Origin of the sequence: Amycolatopsis sp. NBC_00348 (assembly GCF_036114655.1) — a bacterium.
Lineage (GTDB): Bacteria > Actinomycetota > Actinomycetes > Mycobacteriales > Pseudonocardiaceae > Amycolatopsis.
This window is the reverse complement of sequence record NZ_CP107994.1, coordinates 7448157-7469509: the sequence shown is the minus strand read 5'-3', so window position 1 is coordinate 7469509 and position 21353 is coordinate 7448157. Positions and strand designations below refer to the sequence as shown.

The 21353-nt window shown below is 72.0% G+C and carries 22 protein-coding genes; 12 read left to right on the top strand and 10 right to left on the bottom strand.

The genetic code is table 11. The annotated features are described in order from the left end of the window. Positions 1-2: 2 nt before the first annotated feature. The gene (locus OHS58_RS32755; RefSeq protein WP_247058600.1) at positions 3-581 is read right to left on the bottom strand and encodes a peptide deformylase; all 579 of its coding nucleotides are present in this window, start codon (positions 579-581) and stop codon (positions 3-5) included. A 155-nt stretch (positions 582-736) separates the two neighbouring features. Between OHS58_RS32755 and OHS58_RS32750 the strand changes: the two genes are divergently transcribed. Both OHS58_RS32750 and OHS58_RS32745 read left to right on the top strand, forming a co-directional pair. Further along, the gene (locus OHS58_RS32750) at positions 737-1045 is read left to right on the top strand and encodes a DUF3263 domain-containing protein (RefSeq protein ID WP_247058599.1); all 309 of its coding nucleotides are present in this window, start codon (positions 737-739) and stop codon (positions 1043-1045) included. Continuing rightward, on the top strand, positions 1042-1668 hold the full coding sequence (locus tag OHS58_RS32745) for a LytR C-terminal domain-containing protein (RefSeq protein ID WP_326944746.1): 627 nt from the start codon (positions 1042-1044) through the stop codon (positions 1666-1668). Before OHS58_RS32750 ends, OHS58_RS32745 begins: the two co-directional genes overlap by 4 nt. Positions 1669-1719: 51 nt before the next feature. Here OHS58_RS32745 and OHS58_RS32740 read toward each other — a convergent pair whose 3' ends face one another. Continuing rightward, complete coding sequence (locus OHS58_RS32740) at positions 1720-3987, bottom strand: AAA family ATPase (RefSeq protein ID WP_328645056.1); 2268 nt, start codon at positions 3985-3987, stop codon at positions 1720-1722. 5 nt (positions 3988-3992) lie between these two features. Then, positions 3993-4616, bottom strand: a complete 624-nt coding sequence (locus OHS58_RS32735; RefSeq protein ID WP_328645055.1) for a nitroreductase family protein — start codon at positions 4614-4616, stop codon at positions 3993-3995. Between the two features lie 15 nt (positions 4617-4631). On the opposite strand from OHS58_RS32735, the gene OHS58_RS32730 reads away from it, so the two are divergent. Continuing rightward, complete coding sequence (locus tag OHS58_RS32730) at positions 4632-5261, top strand: TetR/AcrR family transcriptional regulator (protein WP_328645054.1); 630 nt, start codon at positions 4632-4634, stop codon at positions 5259-5261. Positions 5262-5399: 138 nt separating this feature from the next. On the opposite strand, the gene pssA is transcribed toward OHS58_RS32730, so the two are convergent. Next, positions 5400-6374: a CDP-diacylglycerol--serine O-phosphatidyltransferase gene (gene pssA / locus OHS58_RS32725; protein ID WP_326944742.1), complete on the bottom strand. Its 975-nt coding sequence runs from the start codon at positions 6372-6374 to the stop codon at positions 5400-5402. 3 nt (positions 6375-6377) lie between these two features. Next, the gene (locus tag OHS58_RS32720) at positions 6378-7109 is read right to left on the bottom strand and encodes a phosphatidylserine decarboxylase (protein ID WP_326944741.1); all 732 of its coding nucleotides are present in this window, start codon (positions 7107-7109) and stop codon (positions 6378-6380) included. Between the two features lie 257 nt (positions 7110-7366). Here OHS58_RS32720 and OHS58_RS32715 point away from each other — a divergent pair, with 257 nt between their 5' ends. Further along, a complete protein-coding gene (locus OHS58_RS32715; protein WP_328645053.1) occupies positions 7367-7591 on the top strand; it encodes a hypothetical protein in 225 nt (74 codons plus the stop codon). Positions 7592-7630: 39 nt separating this feature from the next. Here OHS58_RS32715 and OHS58_RS32710 read toward each other — a convergent pair whose 3' ends face one another. Beyond that, complete coding sequence (locus tag OHS58_RS32710) at positions 7631-7915, bottom strand: GlsB/YeaQ/YmgE family stress response membrane protein (protein WP_326944740.1); 285 nt, start codon at positions 7913-7915, stop codon at positions 7631-7633. 72 nt (positions 7916-7987) lie between these two features. On the opposite strand from OHS58_RS32710, the gene OHS58_RS32705 reads away from it, so the two are divergent. Beyond that, positions 7988-8548, top strand: coding sequence for an ArsR/SmtB family transcription factor (locus OHS58_RS32705; RefSeq protein WP_326957217.1), 561 nt, complete (start codon positions 7988-7990; stop codon positions 8546-8548). After that, complete coding sequence (locus OHS58_RS32700) at positions 8545-9798, top strand: MFS transporter (RefSeq protein ID WP_328645052.1); 1254 nt, start codon at positions 8545-8547, stop codon at positions 9796-9798. Before OHS58_RS32705 ends, OHS58_RS32700 begins: the two co-directional genes overlap by 4 nt. Here the strand turns inward: OHS58_RS32700 and moeA are convergent. Continuing rightward, positions 9752-10945: a molybdopterin molybdotransferase MoeA gene (gene moeA, locus OHS58_RS32695; RefSeq protein ID WP_328645051.1), complete on the bottom strand. Its 1194-nt coding sequence runs from the start codon at positions 10943-10945 to the stop codon at positions 9752-9754. The two genes, OHS58_RS32700 and moeA, sit on opposite strands and share 47 nt — an antisense overlap. Positions 10946-11018: 73 nt before the next feature. Here moeA and OHS58_RS32690 point away from each other — a divergent pair, with 73 nt between their 5' ends. The 5 genes from OHS58_RS32690 to groL all read left to right on the top strand — a co-directional run bounded on the left by OHS58_RS32690 (position 11019) and on the right by groL (position 16084). Next, positions 11019-11696 carry a TIGR00266 family protein gene (locus OHS58_RS32690; RefSeq protein WP_247058586.1) on the top strand — a complete coding sequence of 226 codons (678 nt, stop codon included), beginning with the start codon at positions 11019-11021 and terminating at the stop codon, positions 11694-11696. Further along, positions 11696-12319 carry an AIM24 family protein gene (locus tag OHS58_RS32685; protein WP_326944736.1) on the top strand — a complete coding sequence of 208 codons (624 nt, stop codon included), beginning with the start codon at positions 11696-11698 and terminating at the stop codon, positions 12317-12319. The genes OHS58_RS32690 and OHS58_RS32685 overlap by 1 nt, the downstream gene beginning before the upstream one ends. Positions 12320-12430: 111 nt before the next feature. Continuing rightward, complete coding sequence (locus OHS58_RS32680; protein WP_247058582.1) at positions 12431-12637, top strand: cold-shock protein; 207 nt, start codon at positions 12431-12433, stop codon at positions 12635-12637. 67 nt (positions 12638-12704) lie between these two features. Beyond that, positions 12705-14198 carry a serine/threonine-protein kinase gene (locus OHS58_RS32675; protein ID WP_328645050.1) on the top strand — a complete coding sequence of 498 codons (1494 nt, stop codon included), beginning with the start codon at positions 12705-12707 and terminating at the stop codon, positions 14196-14198. 257 nt (positions 14199-14455) lie between these two features. Next, the gene (gene groL / locus OHS58_RS32670) at positions 14456-16084 is read left to right on the top strand and encodes a chaperonin GroEL (RefSeq protein ID WP_326944734.1); all 1629 of its coding nucleotides are present in this window, start codon (positions 14456-14458) and stop codon (positions 16082-16084) included. A gap of 62 nt (positions 16085-16146) precedes the next feature. On the opposite strand, the gene OHS58_RS32665 is transcribed toward groL, so the two are convergent. From OHS58_RS32665 to OHS58_RS32655, 3 genes are all read right to left on the bottom strand, one after another. Continuing rightward, positions 16147-16479 (bottom strand): hypothetical protein, encoded by a 333-nt coding sequence (locus OHS58_RS32665; RefSeq protein ID WP_326944733.1) that lies wholly within the window; start codon positions 16477-16479, stop codon positions 16147-16149. Positions 16480-16652: 173 nt separating this feature from the next. Further along, a complete protein-coding gene (locus OHS58_RS32660) occupies positions 16653-16868 on the bottom strand; it encodes a PspC domain-containing protein (protein WP_323324260.1) in 216 nt (71 codons plus the stop codon). A gap of 123 nt (positions 16869-16991) precedes the next feature. Further along, the gene (locus OHS58_RS32655; protein ID WP_328645049.1) at positions 16992-17921 is read right to left on the bottom strand and encodes an o-succinylbenzoate synthase; all 930 of its coding nucleotides are present in this window, start codon (positions 17919-17921) and stop codon (positions 16992-16994) included. Between the two features lie 74 nt (positions 17922-17995). On the opposite strand from OHS58_RS32655, the gene OHS58_RS32650 reads away from it, so the two are divergent. Further along, positions 17996-20785, top strand: a complete 2790-nt coding sequence (locus OHS58_RS32650) for an AfsR/SARP family transcriptional regulator (RefSeq protein WP_328645048.1) — start codon at positions 17996-17998, stop codon at positions 20783-20785. Positions 20786-21353 lie beyond the last annotated feature (568 nt).

Below are 21353 nucleotides of genomic sequence, written 5' to 3'. Positions count from 1 at the left end.
GGTCAGATGACGGCGCCGTCGTCTTCCGGGGTGCGTGGCGGCAGCCACGAGAGGCCCGGGACGCCCCACTTGTTGGACTTCAGCATCTTCTTCGCGGCGCGGGCGTGGCGCCCGACGAGCCGGTCGAGGTAGATGTAGCCGTCGAGGTGGTCGGTCTCGTGCTGCAGGCAGCGCGCGAAGTAGCCGGTGCCCTCGACCTCGATCGGGTTGCCCTCGATGTCGGAGCCGGTCACCTTCGCCCACGACGCGCGGCCCGTCGGGTACGACTCGCCGGGCGCCGAGAGGCAGCCCTCCCAGTCGTCGTCCGGGTCCGGCATGGTCTCCGGGATCGCCGACGTCTCGAGCTTCGGGTTGACGACGACGCCCTTGTGGCGCACGCCCTCGTCGTCCGGGCAGTCGTAGACGAACACCCGCAGGTCGAGGCCGATCTGGTTGGCCGCTAGGCCGACGCCCTCGGCTTCGTACATCGTCTCGAACATGTCGTCGGTGAGGACGCGCAGCTTCTCGTCGAACTCGGTGATCTCCCGAGTCGGGTGGTGCAGCACGGGGTCGCCGGCGATCCGGATGGCGTGGACGGTCACGAGCGGGCAGTTTAGTCGGACCCTTCTGGTAGACCTGCATCAGACCGTGACGCGCCGATGTCGATGCCCACGTCGGCGTGTTGATCCGTGGTTGAATGACGCCCGCGGAAGAGGTAGGTCTGGATCACCATGTCGCCCGATTGAGAGGGACTCGGATGGACGCCGCGGAGTCGATGGCTGAGCCGCAGCCGTCGCCGCCGAAGCCCGTACCCGGCCTGACCGAACGCGAGGTCGAGATCCTCGCTTTCGAGCGCCAGTGGTGGCGACATGCCGGTGCGAAGGAGAACGCCATCCGTGAGCGCTTCGAAGTCTCCAGCACGCGCTACTACCAGCTGCTGAACAAGCTGCTGGAGAAGCCGGAGGCGATCGAGGCCGACCCGATGCTGGTGAAGCGGCTGCGCAAGACGCGCGCCGCCCGCCAGCGCAAGCGTGGGGCCAGGCGACTGGGGATCGAGCTGAAATGAGCGTGTTTTCGGGAATGTCCCGGCCGATGAAGGCCGCGGGCGTCGTGCTGATCGGCGTGGCGATCGTCGCCGCCGTGATCGGCGGGATCTCCGCGTTGAGTGGTGGCGGTTCGAACGAAGCCGGGCCGAGCGGTACGCCCAGCACCCAGCCCGGCACGCCGCCGGGCGGGACGTCGCCGCCCACCTCGCCGTCGACACCGCCGCCGTCGTCCACGACCCCGCCGACGTCACCCACGCCGTCGTCGCCGACGCCCGGCCAGCCGACGCCGGGGCAGCCGACGTCCGGGCAGCCGGGTCAGCCCGGCGACCAGCAGACGGGCAACAAGTGGGTGACCGTCCGGGTCTTCAACAACTCCCTGATCAAGGACCTCGCCGAGCGGGCCGCGAGTGACTTCCGCGGTGACGGCTGGACCGTCAACGAGGTCGGCAACTACTCGCAGGGCACGATCCCGGTGACCACGGCGTTCTACCGCCCGGGCACCGACGAGGAAGCCGCGGCGAAGCAGCTCGCGCAGGAGTTCCAGATCAAGGCCGAGCCCCGCTTCCCGGGGATAGAGAGCGCCAGCCCGGGCGTGATCATCATCGTGACGAAGGAATACGAGTCGGGCCACAAGGGCAGCTGACGAGCTCGTGCCGAAGGGGCGCCACCCGCGGGTGGCGCCCCTTCGCGCGTTTCAGTCGCCGGCCTGGGCGTGGGCGTAGGCCTCCAGGGCCGCGAGCTGGCCCGGGTCCAGGCTCGGCCGGACCGTCTTGCGGGCCGTTTCGAGGTGGGCCGCGGTGACTTCGTGGGCTTCCAGCGACTCGCGCATCGCCGTCAGCGCCGCTTCGCGGATCAGCGCCGCGCAGTCGGCCGCCGAGTAACCGTCCAGAGTGGACGCCACCGCGGCCAGGTCCACATCGGAGGCCAGCGGGGTGTTCTTCGAGGTCGCGGTCAGGATCGCCGTGCGGGCCTCGGCGTCCGGCGGCGGCACGTAGACGCGGCGCTCCAGCCGGCCCGGCCGCAGCAGCGCCGGGTCGACCAGCTCGGGCCGGTTCGTCGCCCCGAGCACAACGACCTCGCGCATCGGCTCGACGCCGTCGAGCTCGGTCAGCAGCGCCGCGACCACGCGGTCGGCGACGCCGGAGTCCGACGACTGGCCGCGGCGCGGGGCGAGCGCGTCGATCTCGTCCAGGAAGATCAGCGACGGCGCGGCCTCGGCGGCGCGGCGGAACAGCTCCCGCACCGCGCGCTCCGACTCGCCGACCCACTTGTCCATCAGCTCGGCGCCCTTGACGGCGAACACGTTGAGCGCGCCGGTGCCGGCCAGGGCCCGCACGAGGAACGTCTTGCCGCCACCGGGCGGCCCGTAGAGCAGCACGCCGCGCGGCGGTTCGACGCCGAGCCGGGCGAACGAGTCCGGGTACCGCAGCGGCCACAGCACGGCCTCGGTGAGGGACTGCTTGACGTCGACCATGTTCCCGACGTCGTCCAGTGTCAGCCCGCCGGTGGCCAGGTTGTCCGAAGTGGACATCGAGACCGGCCGGACGGTCGCCAGCGCGTCCACCAGGTCCTGCTGCGACACGCGCGGCTCGTCCTCTTCCCGCTGGCGCAGCGCGGCCCGCAGCGCCGCGTCCCGCCGCAGCGCGATCAGGTCCGCCGCGACGAACCCAGGCGTCCGCTCGGCGAGCGCGCCGCAGTCGATGCCCGGCTCCAGTGGGACGTCGCGGAGCAGGACGTTCAGCAGCTCACGGCGGGTCTTCGCGTCCGGCAGGGCCAGGCCCAGCTCGCGGTCCAGCAGGTCCGCGGCCCGCAGCCGCGGGTCGGCCGACTCGGCGCGGGCCGTCGTCGCGACCACGGCGAGGCGGTCGCGGCGCAGGGCCGCGCGCAGCTCCTCCAGCACCACCGTGGCCACCGGCGGCGGTGTGGTCGCGGGCAGCAGCGCGTCGACGTCGGTGATCAGCAGCACGGTCGGGCCGGACGCGGCGCGGATCGCCTCGCGCAGCCGCGCCACCGCGACGTTCGGGTCCAGCACCGCGAGGTTGGGCGCGGCCATCGGCACGACCTTGACGTTCTCGGCCTGCGCCACCGACCGCACGAGCGTCGCCTTGCCGACGCCCTCCGGGCCGGACAGCAGCACGCCGAGGTGGGCCGGCGCGCCCAGCTTCGCGAGCAGCTCGGGCCGGTGGAAGGCCAGGTCGAACCACTCGGACAGCTTGCGCGCGGCCGCTTCGCCACCGATCAGGTCGGCCACCGCCACGGCCGGCTCGGTGAGCTCCTCGGCCTCGATCTCGTCTTCGACGATTTCGGCGTCGATCCACTCCTCGGCCGCGGTGACGGCGGTGGTGCGGACGAGCGCGGTCGCCGTCCGCGGCGCGGCGGGTTCGGCGGCGGGCCGGGCGCCGTCGCGCCAGACGACCACAGTGGACGGTCCAACCGCGACAGTGCCGGCGGGCTCGGTCGCCGTGACGGTCAGCAGCTCGTTCGTCCAGGTCGCGCCGATGGCCCGCGAGAGCTGGCCGCGCAGGCCGGCCGGGTCCGACCCCGGCTGCGGTGCGAGGTCCTGCGGCAGCAGGGAAACCGCGTCGCCGATGGTCAGGACCTTGCCGATCAGCGCCAGCCGCAGCATGTGCGGGCTGACCGACGAGCTGGCCAGCCGTGACCCTGCGACGGTCACCGTCCGCGCGGCCGACACGTCGGCGGGCGCGACGACGACCTCGGCGCCTTCGGTGACGCCGAGGTTCGACATCGTGACGTCGTCGGTGAGCAGCACCCCCGGCACGCCGGTCTCGTCGGCCGGCGCCGCGAGCGCGGCGCTGACGCGGGCGCCGGTCAGGTGCACCGCGTCCCAGGCCCGCAGGCCCAGCGCGTCGAGCACTTCGGGGTGCAGCCGGACGACGCCGCGGCGGGTGTCCAGCGCGGACGGCGTGTGCCGGACGGTCAGCGTGATCTGGGGGTGGCTCACGCCGTTCACCCTAGCGATGCGGAGCGCTCCCACGCGTCGAAGTAGGTGATGTCCCGGACCGCCGGTCGCGCCGCCGGGCGGAAGTCGCGCTGGGTCGTGTAGGCGACGGCGAGCAGGCTGATCTGCGTGACGCCGTCCGGGATGCCGAGCAGGGCGGCGACGTCGGCCTCGTGGTCCTGCAGGTGGTAGCCGCAGATCGAGCTGCCGAGGCCGCGGGCGCGCAGCGCCAGCTGGAAGCTCCAGATCGCCGGGTAGGCCGAGCCGAAGTACGCGGACTGGGTGAACGCGTCGGCCGGCGGGCGGCCGATCATGCAGGGGATCGCCAGCACGGGCACCCGTTCGAGGTTACGGACGAGGTGCCGCGCCGACGTGAGGGCGCGTTCCTCGACGAGGTGGCCGTACTTCGCCCACGCCGTCTCGGCGGTTTCGCGGGTGTAGGCGGCGATCTCGGCCTTGGTCTTCGCGTCCCGCACGAGCAGCCAGCGGAACTGCGCGGCCATGCTGCCCGCGGCGGGGGCCTGCTGGGCGATCTCCAGGCAGCCGTCGAGGACGTCCTGGGGCACGTCGCGGTCGAGGTCCAGCTTGCGTCGCACGGATCGGGTGGTGGTGAGCACGGTTTCGGCGTCCATACTTACACTGTAAGTGTGAGTCTGAACCGTGGGAAAGTACTTGACGCGGCGCTGCGGCTGGCCGACGAGCAGGGGCTGGCGGCGCTGTCGATGCGCAAGGTCGCGGCCGCGGTGGGCGTCGAGGCGATGTCGCTCTACAACCACGTCTCGAACAAGGGCGACCTGCTCGACGGGCTCACCGCGCGGGTCTTCGAGGAAGTGGACGTGCCGGATCCGGCGCTGCCGTGGGAGTCGCGGGTCCGGCTGCTGGCCGACGGGCTGTACGCGAGCTTCGCGCGGCACCCGGTCGTCGTCCGGGCGCTGGCGGCGCAGGACGCGAACCCGCGCTCGGCCGGGGCGCTGCGCGTCATCGACGCGCTGCTGCACGCGCTGCTCGACGCGGGCCTGTCGGAGGAAGCGACGGCCCGGGCGTACCGATCGCTGCTGGGAATGCTGTTCGGCTCGGTCCTCACGGGCGCGGCCGGCGGTGTTGCGGCTAAGGCCGAGCGGGCGGAACCGGTGGGCGCGTACTTCCGCCGGATGGCGACACCATCGGAGCTGCCGAGCCTGCACCGGGTCCTGCCGGCCCTGGAGTCCGGCGACTGCGTCCAGGACTTCGAGTACCAGCTGAACCTGCTGATCGGCGGCCTCGGCTCTGCGAGCTAGACCGCGTGTCGCCCCCTCAGTCACACGTGTCGACCCTCTGATCACGCGTGTTGGCTGCTCAATCACACGCGATCGCGTGCCGGAGGGTCGACTCGCGTGATTGGAGGGTCGACTCGCGTGATTGGGGGGTCGACACGGCTACTTGCGGCGTAGGCCGATCTGGCGCCAGGAGCGGCGGCGCTGGCCGTCGCCGTTGGTGGCGCCGTTTTCGCGGGGGCCTCGGGGGGTGCGGACGTACTCGCCGTTGCGGGGGAGGCGGACCGCGCGCATCGCGGCTCCCGCTACGCGCCTGCGCAGCGGGGGACGCAGGCCTAGGCGGCGCTGGGAGCGGGCGCGGCGGATCGCCCGGCGCTCGCGCGGCGGGACCGTCCAGGCCTCGGGGTGCGCGGCCAGCCAGCGGCTGCGGTAGACCGAGTACGGGATGTGCGCGAGGTACAGCACCATCGCGACGAGCAGCGCGACCAGCGGGAACTGGATGATCGCCGCCGCCAGCAGGGCGACGCCGATCAGCAGCGGGGCGATCGCCTTCGCCGGGGCCTTGACCGTCTTCAGCGACAGCGTCGGGATGCGGCTGATCAGCAGGGCCGCGATGGCGATGGTCCACGCCCACACGACCCACTGCGACGACCACCAGCCCTCGCCCCACTGCAGCCAGGCGACCAGCGGCAGCATCGCGAGCAGGCCGCCCGCGGGCGCCGGGACGCCGACGAAGAACTCGCTCGAGTACGGCGGCTGCTCGGTGTCGTCCAGCAGTGTGTTGAACCGGGCCAGCCGCAGGATCATGCAGACGGCGAAGATCAGCGACGCCACCCAGCCGATCCGGTCGGCGCCGGCCTGCCACACGTAGATGACCAGCGCCGGCGCGACGCCGAACGAGATGCCGTCGGACAGCGAGTCCAGCTCCGCGCCCATCTTCGACGTCGCGTCGAGCAGGCGGGCGATCCGGCCGTCCAGGCTGTCGAGCACCGCGGCGATGCCGATCGACGCGATCGCCATCGAGTAGTTCTTCGTCAGCGCGAACTGCACCGCCGACAGGCCGGCGCAGAGCGCCAGCACGGTAATGGCGTTCGGCAGCAGCCGCACGCCGGGGGTCGTCGTGGTCACGCGGACCATGGGTCAGCCCTTCGAATCGGACACAGCCGCAGGGAGTTCCGCGATCACCGTCTCGCCGCCGACCGTGCGCTGGCCCTTCGCGACCAGCACCCGCGAACCCGGCGGGAGGTAGAGGTCGACCCGGGAGCCGAAGCGGATGATGCCGTACGTCGCGGCGGCGCCGACCTTGTCGCCCTCGCGGATCTCGCAGAGGATGCGGCGCGCGACCAGCCCGGCGATCTGCACGACGACGAGCTCGTGGCCGTCTTCGGTGCGCATCAGCACGGAGTTGCGTTCGTTGTCCTCGCTCGCCTTGTCCAGGTCCGCGGAGAGGAACTTGCCCGGCCGGTAGGCGACGCGCTCGATCACGCCGTTCGCCGGCACGCGCTGGACGTGCACGTCGAACACCGAGAGGAACACCGACACGCGCAGCCGCGGCTCGGCGGGCAGGCCGAGCTCGGCGGGCGGGACGGCTTCCTCGATCAGGGAGACGAGACCGTCGGCCGAGGCCAGCGCGACGCCGCCGCGCGACGGCGGGACCCGCTTCGGCTCGCGGAAGAACGCGGCCATCGCCACGGTCGTCAGCGCGCCGAGGACGCCCAGGCGCTTGGAGAACCGGCGGGCGACCAGCGTCGCGACCGCGCCGCCCGCCACGAACGGGCGACCGGCCGGGTGCATCGGCGGCAGCGTCTCGCGGGCGAGCTGGAGGGCGTGGGCGACGGGATTGCCGGCGGATTCCGGCCGGTTGCCGCTCATGGTCGGGTCCCCTGGTTTCGTGTCGTGAGGGCGGGTGACGCCGGGGTTCCGGCGGCCGCGTACGGGCGCCACCACGCTACCGCTGCTCCTGGTGGGGGTCTGGTCCGGTACCGCCGGGCTCCTCCGTGAGGGTGTCCCCGGCACGGGTGGGAGTGCCGGCTTCGCGGTAACGCAAGGTCGAAGTCTGCGATAACTCTGGGTAGTTGACGCCGTTCGGGGCGCTGCCGCGCGCATCCCCGCCAGACCTGTGAGGACCGATGACCGACCGCCGCGAAGCCGCCGATGCTCGGCTCACCGAGCTGCTCGGCGCGTGGCGCCGGGACATCGCCGAGGTGCCGATGCCGTCGCTCGTCGACCCGGACCACGCGGTGGACGTCGTCATCGAAGCGCTGAGACGAAGCCGGGTGCATGCACCCCCCGACGGCGCATGCACCCGGCCGCGGAATCAGGGCCTGAAAGAAGCACCGAAGGACACACTTTAGTGGCGGACGCCGTGTTGACCACGGTTCGTCCGGCAACTGTTACGAACGATCGCCCGAGCGCCGGCCGATCCCGCTGACGAGCCGCAGGATCGCCAGCAGCACGACGGCGCCCAGGATGGCCACGCCGAAGCTGGGGAAGTCGAAGTCGAACGACTTCGCCTGGCCGGTCGCGAGCCGGTAGATCAGCCCGCCGAGGGCCGCGCCGACCACGCCCACCAGCACGCTGACCAGGCATCCCTGCCGGCGCCGGTCCCGGCCGCCGACGACCAGGTTGGCCGCCCAGCCGACGAGCGCGCCGAAGATGACCCATGCGACGAAACCCATGCCGGGAGCTTACGGGAACAGTTGTACAAGAGATATTGCACAATAGCTCTTGTGCAACTACTCTTGTGCGTCATGAGCGATGAGGTCCGGAACATCCGGGATTCGAAGGTGCTGGCGGCGGTGTCGCACCCGTTGCGGCGGCGGCTGATGGAACTGCTCCACCTGGACGGCCCGGCCACGGCGTCGATGCTGGCGGGCAAGACCGACCAGGCGGTCGGCAACATCAGCCACCACATGAAGGTGCTGGCCGCGGCCAAGCTGGTCGAGGAGGCGCCTGAACTGGCCCGTGACCAGCGGGAACGCTGGTGGAAGCGCACGGTGAAGACCATCCGGTGGGCGGCCGAGGACTTCCCGGGCGACCCGATCGCGGAGGCCGCCGAGGTGCTGACCCTCGACCACCAGACGGCGATCGCGCGCGAGTGGATCGCGAACCGCGAGACCTACCCGGAGCCGTGGCGCGGCTCGGCGTTCAGCACCGACACGTGGATGCGGCTGTCGGTCGCGGACCTCGAGGAGCTGAACGAGCGGGTCCTGCTGCTGCTGACCGAGTTCGAGAGCCGCACCGAACCGGGTGACGGCGTCGAGCGCCGCCCCGTCTTCTTCGCCGCGCGGGTTTCGCTGGGCAAGCCGTGAAGGGGCTCTGGGGGAACCGCGACTTCCGGCTGCTGTGGACCGGCGAGACCACCAGCATGCTCGGCAGCATGGTCGCGAGCACGGCGTTGCCGCTGGTCGCGGTGATCACGCTGGGGGCGTCCACGTTCCAGGTCGCGCTGCTGACGGCGGTGGCCTGGCTGCCGTGGCTGGTGATCGGCCTGCCCGCCGGCGCGTGGGTGGACCGGCTGCCGAAGCGGCCGGTGATGCTGGCCTGCAACACGGTGTCCATGGCGGTGTTCGGCAGCGTCCCGCTCGCCGCCGCGTTCGGCGCGCTGACCATGTCGTACCTGCTGGTGGCCGCGCTGCTCGGCGGCGTCGCGAAGGTGTTCTTCACCCTCGCCTACCGGGCTTACCTTCCGGCGCTGGTCGGCCGCGAGGACCTGCTGGAAGCCAACGCCAAGCTGCAGGGCAGCGAATCCGCGACGCAGGTCGGCGGCCCCGGCCTGGCCGGGGTGCTGGCGCAGGCGTTCGGCCCGGTCAGCGGGGTGCTGGCCGACGCCGTCAGCTTCGGCGTCTCCGTGCTGTGCGTGCGGGCGATCCGCGTCCGCGAGGCGGTCGTCCCGGTCGAGCGCACGCCGTTGCGCAGCCAGATCGCCGTGGGCCTGCGGTTCGTCGCCGGTGACCGGTACCTGCGCTCGCTGATGGTGTTCGGTGCGGTGTCCAACCTCGCGCTGACCGGCTACAGCTCCATCCAGATCGTCTTCCTGTCCCGCACCCTGGGCGCCGGCCCCGGCCTGGTCGGCCTGGTCCTGGCACTGGCCGGGCTGGGCGGGGTCCTCGGTGCGGCGCTGGCCGGACGGCTCGGCGCGCGCTTCGGCACCGCCCGCGCGTTCCTGCTGTGCGAGGTGGCTGCGGCGCCGATGATGGTGCTCGGGCCGCTGAGCGGACCGGGCTGGCGGCTGTCGCTGTTCGTCCTCGGCGTGTTCGGCGTCTGCGCGGGCGTCGTCGCGTCGAACGTGCTCACCACGACGTTCCGGCAGGGGTACTGCCCGCCGGAGCTGTTCGGCCGGATCACTTCGAGCGCCTCGCTCGCCGCCTACGGGACGATCCCGCTGGCCGGGGTCCTCGGCGGGGTGCTCGGCGAGGTGATCGGCGTCCGCGAGACGCTGTGGGTGGCGTCCGTCGTGCTGGTCGCCGCGCTCCCGATCCTCGCGCCGTTCCGGAAGCTGCGCGACTTCCCGGTCACAGCAGCAGGACGTCCACCTCGTCGCCAACCGCAGCCGAGCTGACGTCCTCCGGCAGCACGATCAGGCAGTTGGCCTGGGTGAACGCGGCCAGCAGGTGCGACCCCGGGCCGCCGTGCGGCCCGACAACCCCGGTGACCTCCCGCTCCGACAGCGTGAACACGCCGCGGCGGTACTGGCGGCGCCCGGGCGGCGAGCTCATGGCCTCGGTCAGCCGGGCCCGCACCCGCCGCCGGGAGACGTCGGTGTGGCCGAGCGCGGCCAGCAGCGCGGGGCGCAGGAACGCCTCGAACGAAACCAGCACGCTCACCGGGTTGCCGGGCAGCGTCACGACCGGCACGCCGTGCCAGCGCCCGTTGCCCTGCGGCCCGCCCGGCTGCATCGCGACCTTCTGGAACTCGACGCCCTGCCCGGTGAGCGCGTCCTTCACCACTTCGTACGCGCCGGCGCTGACGCCGCCGGAGGTGACCAGCAGGTCGGCGTCGGCCAGCCGCGGCTCGATGACCTTGCGGAACTCCTCGACGTCGTCGACGACGCTGCGGACCACCTCGACCTCGCAGCCGAGCTCGCGGATCGCCGCCGCCAGCATGACGCTGTTGGACTCGTAGATCTGGCCGTGGCGCAGCGGCGCCGGCGCGTCGACCAGCTCGGTGCCGGTGGAGGCGACGAGCACCCGCGGCGGCCGGTGCACGCGCACCTCGGCCAGCCCGACCGCGGCGGCCAGCCCCAGGTGCGAGTGCCCCAGCACGGTCCCGGCGGCCAGCGCGAGGCTCCCGGCGACGACGTCCTCCCCGAGCCGCCGGATGTGCGCGCCTTCGCGGGCCTCGGCGGTGATCGTCACGGTCTCCGTGCCGCCGTCGGTGTCCTCCACCATCACGACGGCGTCCGCGCCCGGCGGCAGCGGCGCGCCGGTCATGATCCGGTGCGCGGTGCCCGGCTCGAGGGTGCCGACGTCGACCCGGCCCGCCGGGATGTCGTCGGCGACCGGCAGCGTCACCGGCACCGACGTGACGTCGGCGGCGCGGACCGCGTAGCCGTCCATCGCGGAGTTGTCGAACGGTGGCAGGGAAACCCTCGCCGGCACGTCCTCGGCCAGCACGAGGCCGGCCGCGTCGGCGAGCGGGAGGACGGTCGCGGGAGCGGTGCCCAGGAGCGCGGTGATCCGCTCCCGGTAGTCGTCGACGGAGATCACCGGACCATCCTCCCCCCTGCGGGGTGCCGTGCAAGACTCTGCGTCGTCTGAGAGCACGCTTAGGGGAGAACGCATGCAGGTCCGAGTCCGCAACCAGCCCTCTTTCGCCGTCGCCCGGCTGATGCTGGCGCCGGGGGAACCGTGCCAGGTGGAGTCCGGCGCGATGATGGCCACCAGCTACGGCGTGCAGGTCCAGTCCCAGGCGCAGGGCGGCATCATGAAGGGCCTCGGCCGCGCCTTCCTCTCCGGTGAGTCCTTCTTCATCTCCACCTTCACCGCGCCGCAGAACGGCGGCTGGGTCGACGTCGCGGCCAACCTGCCCGGCGACATCCAGACGATCACGCTCGACGGCCGCACCGGCTGGGCCGTCACCCGCGGCTGCTGGCTCGCGTCATCGCACGGCGTGCAGACCGAGACCAAGTGGGGCGGGATGAAGAACCTGATGGGCGGCGAAGGCGGCTTCCTGACGCACGCGACCGGCCAGGGCGAGCTGCTCGTCAGCTGCTACGGCGCGGTCGAGACCATGACCCTGCAGCCGGGTGAGATGGTCACCGTCGACACCGGGCACGTCGTCGCCTACGCCGACACCGTGCAGTACCAGATCCGGAAGGTCGCGACCGGCATCATCCAGTCCATGAAGAGCGGTGAAGGCCTCGTCTTCGACTTCGTCGGCCCCGGCCAGATCATGACGCAGACGCGCAACCCGTCCGCGCTGATCAGCTGGATCATCTCGCACGTCCCGTCCCGCTGATGCGCGTCCAGACCCGGCACACGCCGGGCTTCGGCGTCGCCCGCGTGCTGCTCGACCCGGGCGAGGCCGTGCAGGCCGTGCCGGAAACGCTGCTCGCCAGCCGCTTCGGCGTCACCGAGACGGCGGCGGGACGCGGCGGCGTCCGCGTGGGCAAGGCGACGATGGCCGTGTACACGGCGCCGTCCGACGGTGGCTGGATCGACTTCGCGCCGCTGCGCCCCGGCGACGTCTACCCGCTGGAGCTGCGCGCCGGCACGGGCTGGTCCGTGCACCGCGAAGCCGTGCTGGTGCGGCCCTCGGCCGTCCGCCACGACCCCGGCTGGACGCCGTTGCAGCAGCTCTTCGGCGCCGACGCGGGGTTCCTCGAGCACTACAGCGGAACCGGGCCGCTCGTGCTGGCCGCGCCCGGGCCGGTGGACGCGTTCGAGCTCGCCCAGGGCGAGCTGGTCACCGTCCGGCCGGACTACCTGCTGGCCTACCCCGACACCGTGCAGTGCCGGCTGCGCGCGCTCGACCCCGGCGGCCCGCAGTCGGTGCGCACCGGAGAAGGACTGGCGGTCGACTTCGCGGGTCCCGGGACGGTGCTCGTGCATGCGCGCAACCGGCGCCTTTCCGGTGCGTGATCTTCAGACGAATTGCCCATTGCCGAGGGGAATAATTCCGGTAGCGTGATTGTCACTCGCGCCGCTGGCCTACGCTGGGCCAGCGGATCCTTGTGTGCTGAGGGAGGCGCCGTGACTGTCGGCACCGTCAAATGGTTCAACTCGGAAAAGGGCTACGGGTTCATCGAATCGACCGAAGGACCGGACGTCTTCGTGCACTATTCCGCCATTCAGGCTGACGGATTCCGCACTTTGGACGAAGGCGATCGGGTCGAGTTCGAAGTGCAGTCCGGCCGGGACGGCAGAAGCCAGGCGGCCGACGTGCGGAAGGTGTCGTAACCACCGCTGTTGACCTGTTGGGCCAACCCCCGGCAGCCGCCGAACCAGGGGCGTTAGGCTGCCGGGCGTGACAGGCGATGTGTCGGGGGACCTCACCGGTCGCCGGCTGGGCAACTACCGCATCGACGGAGTGCTCGGCAAGGGCGGCATGAGCGTGACCTACAAGGCCACCGACGTGCGCCTGGGCCGGAAAGTGGCGCTGAAGGTCATCGGCGACCACCTCGGGACCGACGCCGAGTTCCGCGAGCGGTTCGTCGACGAGGCGCGCAACACGTCCGCGATCGACCACGCCAACGTCGTGCCGCTGTACGACTTCGGCGAGCTCGACGGGATGCTCTACATCGCCATGCGCATGGTCGACGGCGGCGACCTCGCCGGCCTGATCGCCGGCGGCCCGATCGCGCCCTCGCGCGCGCTGACCATGCTGGACCAGGTCGCGGACGCGCTCGACACCCTGCACAACCGTGGTCTGGTCCACCTGGACGTCAAGCCGGCCAACGTGCTCGTGACGAAGAAGGAGACCTCGCGCGAGCACGTGTACGTCGCCGACTTCGGGCTGACGCGCCGCGGCGCGACCGGCCACCGCACCCGCGGCGGCGACTTCCTCGGCTCGCCCACGTACGCGGCGCCGGAGCACCTGCGCGGCGAGCCGCTGGACGGGCGCACCGACCAGTACGCGCTCACCTGCGTTCTCTACGCCTGCCTCACCGGCAGCCCGCCGTTCAAGGGCGACGTGCCGACGGTGATCAAAGGCCACCTCAACGGCGAGCCGCCCGCCATCTCCCGCGCCGTCGCGCTGCCCCCGGCGATCGACGAGGTCATCCGCAAGGGCATGGCGAAGAGCCCGGCCGACCGCTACGCCAGCTGCGTCGAGATGGTCGCGGCCGCCCGTCGCGCGCTCGGTGCCCAGGCGGCGTCGGACACCCCGCCCGGGCCGCCCGGGTCCCCGGGGACCAATCCGGGTGGAATCCCCGCGCCGCAGCGTCCTGGTCAGGTACAACAGGGACCGCACCAGACCACGGCACCGCAGCAGGGAGAGGGGGCCCCCGTGCACCCGTACGGAGGACAGCAGCAGCCCGGTTACGGGCAGCAGCCCGGACCGCAGGGCCCCGGTGGTCCCGGCGGCCTCGGCGGCCCTGGTGGCCCGCCGCAGGGCCCGCCCCCCGGCTACGGCTATCCCCAGCAGGGCCCGCCGCAGGGGATGCCGCCGCAGGGCCCGTACGGCTACCAGCAGCAGGGCATGCCCCCGCAGGGCCCGCCGCCCGGCTACGGCCCGCCCGGCGACCCGATGCGCCTGCGCCCGCCGATGCCCGCGGGCGGAGCGGGCGCGTTCCACCAGGCCAAGAGCGGCAACGCCAAGTGGATCTGGATCGTGCTCGGCGCGGTCGTGGTGATCGGCGCCATCGTGACGGCGATCATCCTGTTCACCGGCGGCGACAGCGGCGGCGGCAGCCAGACGACCGCGCCCAACATCCCGGTCGGCCCGGGCGACTCCCAGGGCAACCCGACGTCCTCGCTCAACGCGCCCCCGTCTTCGATCTCCATCAAGCCGAGCTCCTGAAATCGTGCGGCCCTGAGCAGGTCTTCTTGCACTCTCCCCCCGAGAGTGCTAAACACGGACTTGGCACTCGACGCCGTTGAGTGCCAGGCGCGCGGTCACCGATCGCGCGCTTGAAGGTCGGGACGGTGAGGCTGAGCCCCCACGTGGGAGCAGTCGTCCGTCGCGGGCACCGAGCCTGGCCGAGGAAGAGTCCTGCTGCCGCCGCTGCAAAGCATTCAGCGCGGCGGTGGCGCCCAATACCGGAGGACCACACCGCAATGGCCAAACTGATCGCGTTCGACGAGGACGCCCGCCGTGGTCTTGAGCGCGGCTTGAACATCCTCGCCGAAGCCGTCAAGGTGACCCTCGGCCCGCGGGGCCGGAACGTCGTGCTCGAGAAGAAGTGGGGCGCGCCGACGATCACGAACGACGGCGTCTCCATCGCCAAGGAGATCGAGCTCGAAGACCCGTGGGAGAAGATCGGGGCCGAGCTCGTCAAGGAAGTTGCCAAGAAGACCGACGACGTCGCGGGTGACGGCACCACCACCGCCACCGTGCTCGCCCAGGCCCTGGTCAAGGAAGGCCTGCGCAACGTTGCCGCCGGCGCCGACCCGATCAGCCTGAAGCGCGGCATCGAAGCGGCCGTCGAGGCCATCATCGAGCAGCTGCACAAGATGGCCGTCCAGATCGAGACCAAGGAGCAGATCGCTGCTACCGCCTCGATCTCGGCCGCTGACCGCACCATCGGCGAGCTGATCGCCGAGGCGCTGGACAAGGTCGGCAAGGAAGGCGTCGTCACCGTCGAGGAGAGCAACACCTTCGGTCTCGAGCTCGAGCTCACCGAGGGCATGCGCTTCGACAAGGGCTACATCTCGGGCTACTTCGTGACGGACCCGGAGCGTCAGGAAGCCGAGCTGGAGGACCCCTACATCCTCCTCTTCGGTTCCAAGATCTCCACCGTCAAGGACGTCCTGCCGCTGCTGGAGAAGGTCATCCAGTCCGGCAAGCCGCTGCTGATCATCGCCGAGGACGTCGAGGGCGAGGCCCTGGCCACCCTCATCGTCAACAAGATGCGCGGCACCTTCAAGTCCGTCGCCGTCAAGGCCCCGGGCTTCGGTGACCGCCGCAAGGCGATCCTGCAGGACATCGCGATCCTGACCGGTGGCCAGGTCATCAGCGAGGACGTCGGCCTCAAGCTGGAGAACGCCGACCTGTCGCTGCTGGGCAAGGCGCGCAAGGCCGTCATCACCAAGGACGAGACGACCATCGTCGAGGGTGCGGGCGACGCCGACCAGATCCAGGGTCGCGTCAACCAGATCCGCGCCGAGATCGAGAACTCGGACTCGGACTACGACCGCGAGAAGCTCCAGGAGCGTCTGGCGAAGCTGGCCGGCGGCGTGGCCGTCATCAAGGCCGGCGCCGCCACCGAGGTCGAGCTGAAGGAGCGCAAGCACCGCATCGAGGATGCAGTGCGCAACGCCAAGGCCGCCGTCGAAGAGGGCATCGTCGCCGGTGGTGGCGTCGCTCTCATCCAGGCTGCCGAGGCTGCCTTCGCCGGTCTGAAGCTCGAGGGCGACGAGGCCACTGGTGCCAACATCGTCAAGGTGGCCGTCGAGGCCCCGCTCAAGCAGATCGCGATCAACGCCGGCCTCGAAGGCGGCGTCGTCGTGGAGAAGGTCAAGGGTCTGCCGCAGGGTCACGGCCTGAACGCCGCCACGGGTGTCTACGAGGACCTGCTCGCCGCCGGCGTGCCGGACCCGACGAAGGTCACCCGCTCCGCGCTGCAGAACGCCGCGTCCATCGCGGCGCTGTTCCTGACCACCGAGGCCGTCGTGGCGGACAAGCCGGAGAAGGCTTCGGCCGCTCCCGCCGACCCGTCTGGTGGCATGGGTGGCATGGACTTCTGAGTTCGGCCGCTTCACCGGGAAAGCCCGGTCCGCTTCGGCGGGCCGGGCTTTTTCGTTGTCCGCTAAGGCTTGGTGAAGAACCAGACGGCGAAGGCGCCGACGATCACGACGCCGAGCGCGAGCACGCCGAGGCCCCCGAGCCAGGCGGTGCTCGCTTCTTCCGCTTCCAGTGCGACGACGATCGCGCCGATCCCGGTGAGCAGGATCCAGATCGCCGCCGCCGCGGCGGTGTAGAGCACGGTCCTGGTGACGCTCGCGCTGCCGGTGTCGTTGAAGGCGAGCGCGAAGAAGGCGGCGAAGGCGGTCAGCCCCAGTCCGGCGAGCAGGTAGAGCCCGCCCAGGACCCCGACGACGACCTTCGCGGCCGTCCGGCCGGCGGTGTTCCCTTGATCCACGACCGCGAACCCTAACCCCTCGAACGGGGTTCGCGGAGGGCATTTCGGCCGGTCAGCGTAGGAGACTACGCCGAACGGCCCGGACGTCCCCTTGGCGTCCGGGCCGTTCAGTGGCACACCCCGTGATCGTCCGGCGGGCACCGGTTCCCCCTGCGAACCGGCGCCCGCCCCGGTCAGGAGTCTTCTTCGGGCGTCAGAATCGCGGCGGCGATGTAGATCGGGATGGCGATCCCGACGGAGAGGAAAACGGCGGCGACGAGCCCGATGCGCAGCACGTTCGCGTCGATGCCGAGGTACTGGGACCAGCCACCGCAGACGCCGGTGAGCATCTTGTCGGTGCGGCTGCGGCGGACCTTCTTGGTTTCCGGGGTGTACACGCTGTTCGTCATGCACCAATGTTCGCCCGGCGGCGCCCCGGTCCACATCGGGAAGGGCCCGGATCCGGACCCTGAACTCGGCCTCGGGGTCACCCTGTCGTGAGTGTTCAGGGCGGTTAGAACCGCCCTGAACACTCACGACAAGCCGCGGACCCTCGCCAGCCGGGCTTCCCACGCGGCCTGGACGTCGGCCGAGGCCGCGTACGCCGCTGTCGGCTCCGGGGGTTTGCGCAGGACCGGGAGGTAACCGTCCACAGGGGACAGTGGGTTCGCGCAGACGTCGCCTTCCAGCAACGAGATCGTGCCCAGGCCGCACGCGAACTCCAGCTCCGGGAGGGCGCCGGCCAGGGCCAGGCCCGCGGCCAGGCCGACGCTCGTCTCCACCGCCGACGACACCACGCACGGCAAGCCGCACGCCTCGGCGACTTCCAGGGCCCGGCGGACGCCGCCGAGGGGGGAGACCTTCAGCACCGCGATGTCCGCCGCGCCGGCGACCGCGACCTTCAGCGGGTCCTCCGCGCGGCGGATCGACTCGTCCGCGGCGATGCGGACCGACACCCGGCGGCGGACCGCGGCGAGGTCGTCGATCGTCGAGCACGGCTGTTCCGCGTACTCCAGGCCGCCGGCCGCCTTGTCGAGGTCGGCGATCGCGCGGACCGCGGTGTCGACGTCCCACGCCGTGTTGGCGTCGACGCGGATCGCGCCGCCCGGGCCGAGCGCGTCGCGGACCGCCTCCACCCGGGCGCAGTCGTCGGCCAGTGACGAGCGGGGGTCCGCGACCTTCACCTTGGCCGTGCGGCAGCCGGACGCGCTGACCAGCGCGTGCGCCTTCTCCGGGCCGACCACCGGCACCGTCGTGTTCACCTCGACGCGGTCGCGGACCGGCGCCGGCCAGCCCGTTTCGCTCGCTTCGACGGCCGCGTGCAGCCACGGCAGGCTCTCGGCGTCCGAGTAGTCGGCGAACGGGCAGAACTCGCCCCAGCCCGCCGGGCCGGGCAGCAGCACGCCCTCACGGACCGTGATGCCGCGGAAGCGGTTGCGCAGGGGAATCGCGTACACCTTCATCGACGTCGATCATGCCACCGTCCCGCGTTTCGCGATCGGGTGCCGATCAGCGCGTTTCCGGACAGAATGGGCCGGTGGTCCTCGATTTCCGCCTGCTGGGCCCGGCCGAGGTCACGGCCGACGGCCGCCCGGTGCCACTCGGGGGGAGCCGGCCGCTGATCGTGCTGGCCGGGCTGCTGCTGCGCGCCAACCGCGTCGTGCCGGTCGACGAGCTGGGCCGGTGGCTGTGGAACGACGACCGCCGCCGGTCCAAGGGCGCGCTCCAGACGTATGTGCTGCGCCTGCGCCGCGCCCTCGGCGACCAGGTCTCGATCCGCACCGAGAGCGGCGGCTACCTGATCGAGGTCGACGACGACCTGCTCGACCTGTCGCGGTTCCGCGCGCTCGCCGCGCGGGGCCAGGCGGCGCTGGACGGCGGCGAAAGCCGGCAGGCGGCGGCGCACTTCGCCGAGGCGCTGGCGCAGTGGCGCGGCCCGGCACTGCTGAACGTCGAGTCCGACGCGCTGCACCGCGACGAAGCCGGGCAGCTCGCCGAAGAACGCCTGCGCGTGCGCGAACTGTGGGCCGACGCGCTGCTCGAAGCCGGCGAATACGGCACCATCGTCCCCGAACTGACCCGGCTGACCAGGGAAAACCCGCTGCGCGAGCGGCTGCACGAACAGCTGATGGTCGCGCTCTACCGCTCGGGCCGTCAGGCCGAGGCGCTCGACGTCCACCGCCGGATCAGCGGGGTGCTGGCCGACGAGCTCGGGCTGGACCCCGGCCCGTCGCTGCAGCGCACCCGGCAGGCGATCCTCACCGGCACCGACGCCGCCGAACCCGCGCGCTACCGCCTCGGCGTCGAACCGCTGGTGCCGCACCAGCTGCCCGCCGACCCGCGGACGTTCGCCGGCCGCGAGAGCGACCTCAAGGCGTTGCACGCGCTGCTTCCGGAGGCGCTCGACGCCGACGCGTCGACGCCCATCGCGTCCGTCGAAGGCATGGGCGGCATCGGCAAGACGACGCTCTCGGTGCACTTCGCGCACGAGATCGCCGACCGCTTCCCCGGCGGGCAGATCCACCTCAACCTGCGGGGGTACGGGCCCGGCGAGCCGGTCGAGCCGGCGGCCGCGCTGGAGGCGATGCTCACCGCGCTCGGCGTCCCGTGCGAGCAGATCCCGGCCGACCTCGACGGCCGCGCGGCGAGCTGGCGGACGCACACCGCGGGCCGTCGGCTGCTGATCGTCCTCGACAACGCCAACCGCACGGAACAGGTGCGCCCGCTGCTGCCGGGGCCGGGCTGCCTGGTCCTGATCACCAGCCGCTGGCAGCTGCGGGCGCTGGTCGCGACGCACGGCGCCCGGCGCGTCGCGCTGGCGGAGCTCGGCGCGGAGGACGCGGTCGAGCTGCTCGCGTCCACGATCGGCCTCGAGCGGGTGGCGCGCGACCCGGCGGCGACCGAACGGTTCGTGCGGTACTGCGGCGGGCTGCCGCTGGCGATCCGGATCCTCGCCGTGCGGGTGGCGCAGTTCCCCGGCCTGCCGCTCGACGAGTTCGTCGACTCCCTCGAAAGCGAGCACGACCTGCTCGGCTCGTTCGACCTCGCCGACGGCGACGGCACCAACATCCGTTCGGTGTTTTCCTACTCCTACCAGGCACTCGAGCCGTCGGCGGCGCGGTTGCTGCGACTGCTCGGGCTGTCCACCGGCGTCGACTTCAGCGTGCCCGCGGCGGCCGCCGTCGCCGGTCTGGACCTGACGCGGACCCGGCCGCTGCTCACGACGCTGGCGGCCGCGCACCTGCTCGCCCAGCCGCGGCCGGGCCGCTACCAGTTCCACGACCTGATCCGCGCGTACGCGGGCGAAGCCGCGGAGCAGGTGGATACCGCGGAGGAACGCGACGCCGCGCTGGACCGGCTGCTCGGCTGGTACCTGGCGACGGCGTTCAACGCGTCCCGGCGGATGCGGCCCGAGCGGTACTACCGGCTGCTGGAGCCGGCCCGTCTCGACGGCTTGGCGTTCGCCGAGTACCACGACGCACTCGACTGGTTCGACGAAGAGGCCGGCAACCTGATCGCCGCGGTGCACCTGGCGCGACGCCGGCGGCGGGACGACGTCTGCTGGAAGCTCGCCTGGCTGCTGCAGAGTTACTTCGGGACGCGCTCGCGGCTGGACGACTGGCGTTCGGTGTTCGGCGTGGCACTGGAAGCCGCGCGGGACGGCGGCCACCGGCCGGGCGAGGCGGGCATCCTCAGTGGACTCGGCGTGGTCAACGGCGTGGTGCGGCAGTACGAGGAGTCGCGGCACTACCTGGAACGGGTGCTGACGATCCAGCGCGAACTGGGCGCGCGGGAGGGCGAAGCGCGAGCGCAGTACAACCTGGCGCTGGCGGCGCACAACCTGGCCGACTACACCGGCGCGTACGAGCACGGCATGCGAGCGCTGGAGATCGTCCGCGAGCTGGGGATGGGCGCGTTCGAGGCGAGCGTGCTGCGGGCCCTGGGCGACATCTGCACATCGATGGGCGACCACGAGCAGGCCCTGGAACTGGCCGACGCGGCCCTGGCGATCCCGGGCCCGGACGGTAGCCCGGTCGACACCCGGTTCACGCAGCACACAAGAGGCGTGGCCCTGCTCGGCCTCGGCCGGCTAGCCGAGGGCATCGCGTGCATCAGCGAATCGGTGGAGATGTTCTTCACCATGGGCGAGCACTACGAGGCCGCGGACGTGCTGTCCCAGCTGGGCACGATCCACCTGAGGCAAGGAGACGGGGCACTGGCCCGGGAGTGCTGGGTCCGATCGGCGCGCTTGCTGACAGAGCTGGGCCACCCGGACGCGGACGACGTACGCGCCAAGCTGGCAGCGCTGGTGGGCACTCCGAGCTGAGGCGCTTTCGGCGGGGCGCCGGTTGGGCGGGGTTCTGGCGGCGGCTTGGTGGCTGGTGGTGGCGCGGTCGGTCGGGTGAGGCTCGGTGGTTGTGGCGGCGGCTCGTTGTCTGGTGGCGGCGCGGTTGGTCGGGTGAGGCTTTGTGGTTGCGAGAGCGGCTCGCTGGCCGGTGGCGATGCGGTCGGTCGGGCGAGGTTCCGCGGCGGCGGCTCGGTGTCTGCTGGCGATGGGGTCGGGTGGGTAAGGCTCGGCGGCGCCTTGATGTCTGGTGGCAGCGCAGTCGGTCGGGCGAGGTTCGGTGGTTGCGAGAGCCGCTCCACGGCCCGGTGGCGATGCGGTCGGACGAGGCTCTGCGGCAGCGGCGACTCGGCGCCTGGTGGTGGTGCGGTCGGTCGGGTGAGGCTCCGCCGCGGCGGAGCCTCGGAGACTGGTAGCGGCGCGGTCGGCTGGGTGAGGTTCTGTGGTTGCGAGAGCGGCTCGGTGGCCGGTGGCGATGCGGCTGGCTGGGCGAGGGTCTGTGGTTGCAGTAGCGACTTGGTGTCTTGTGGCGGCGCGGTCGGGTGGGATT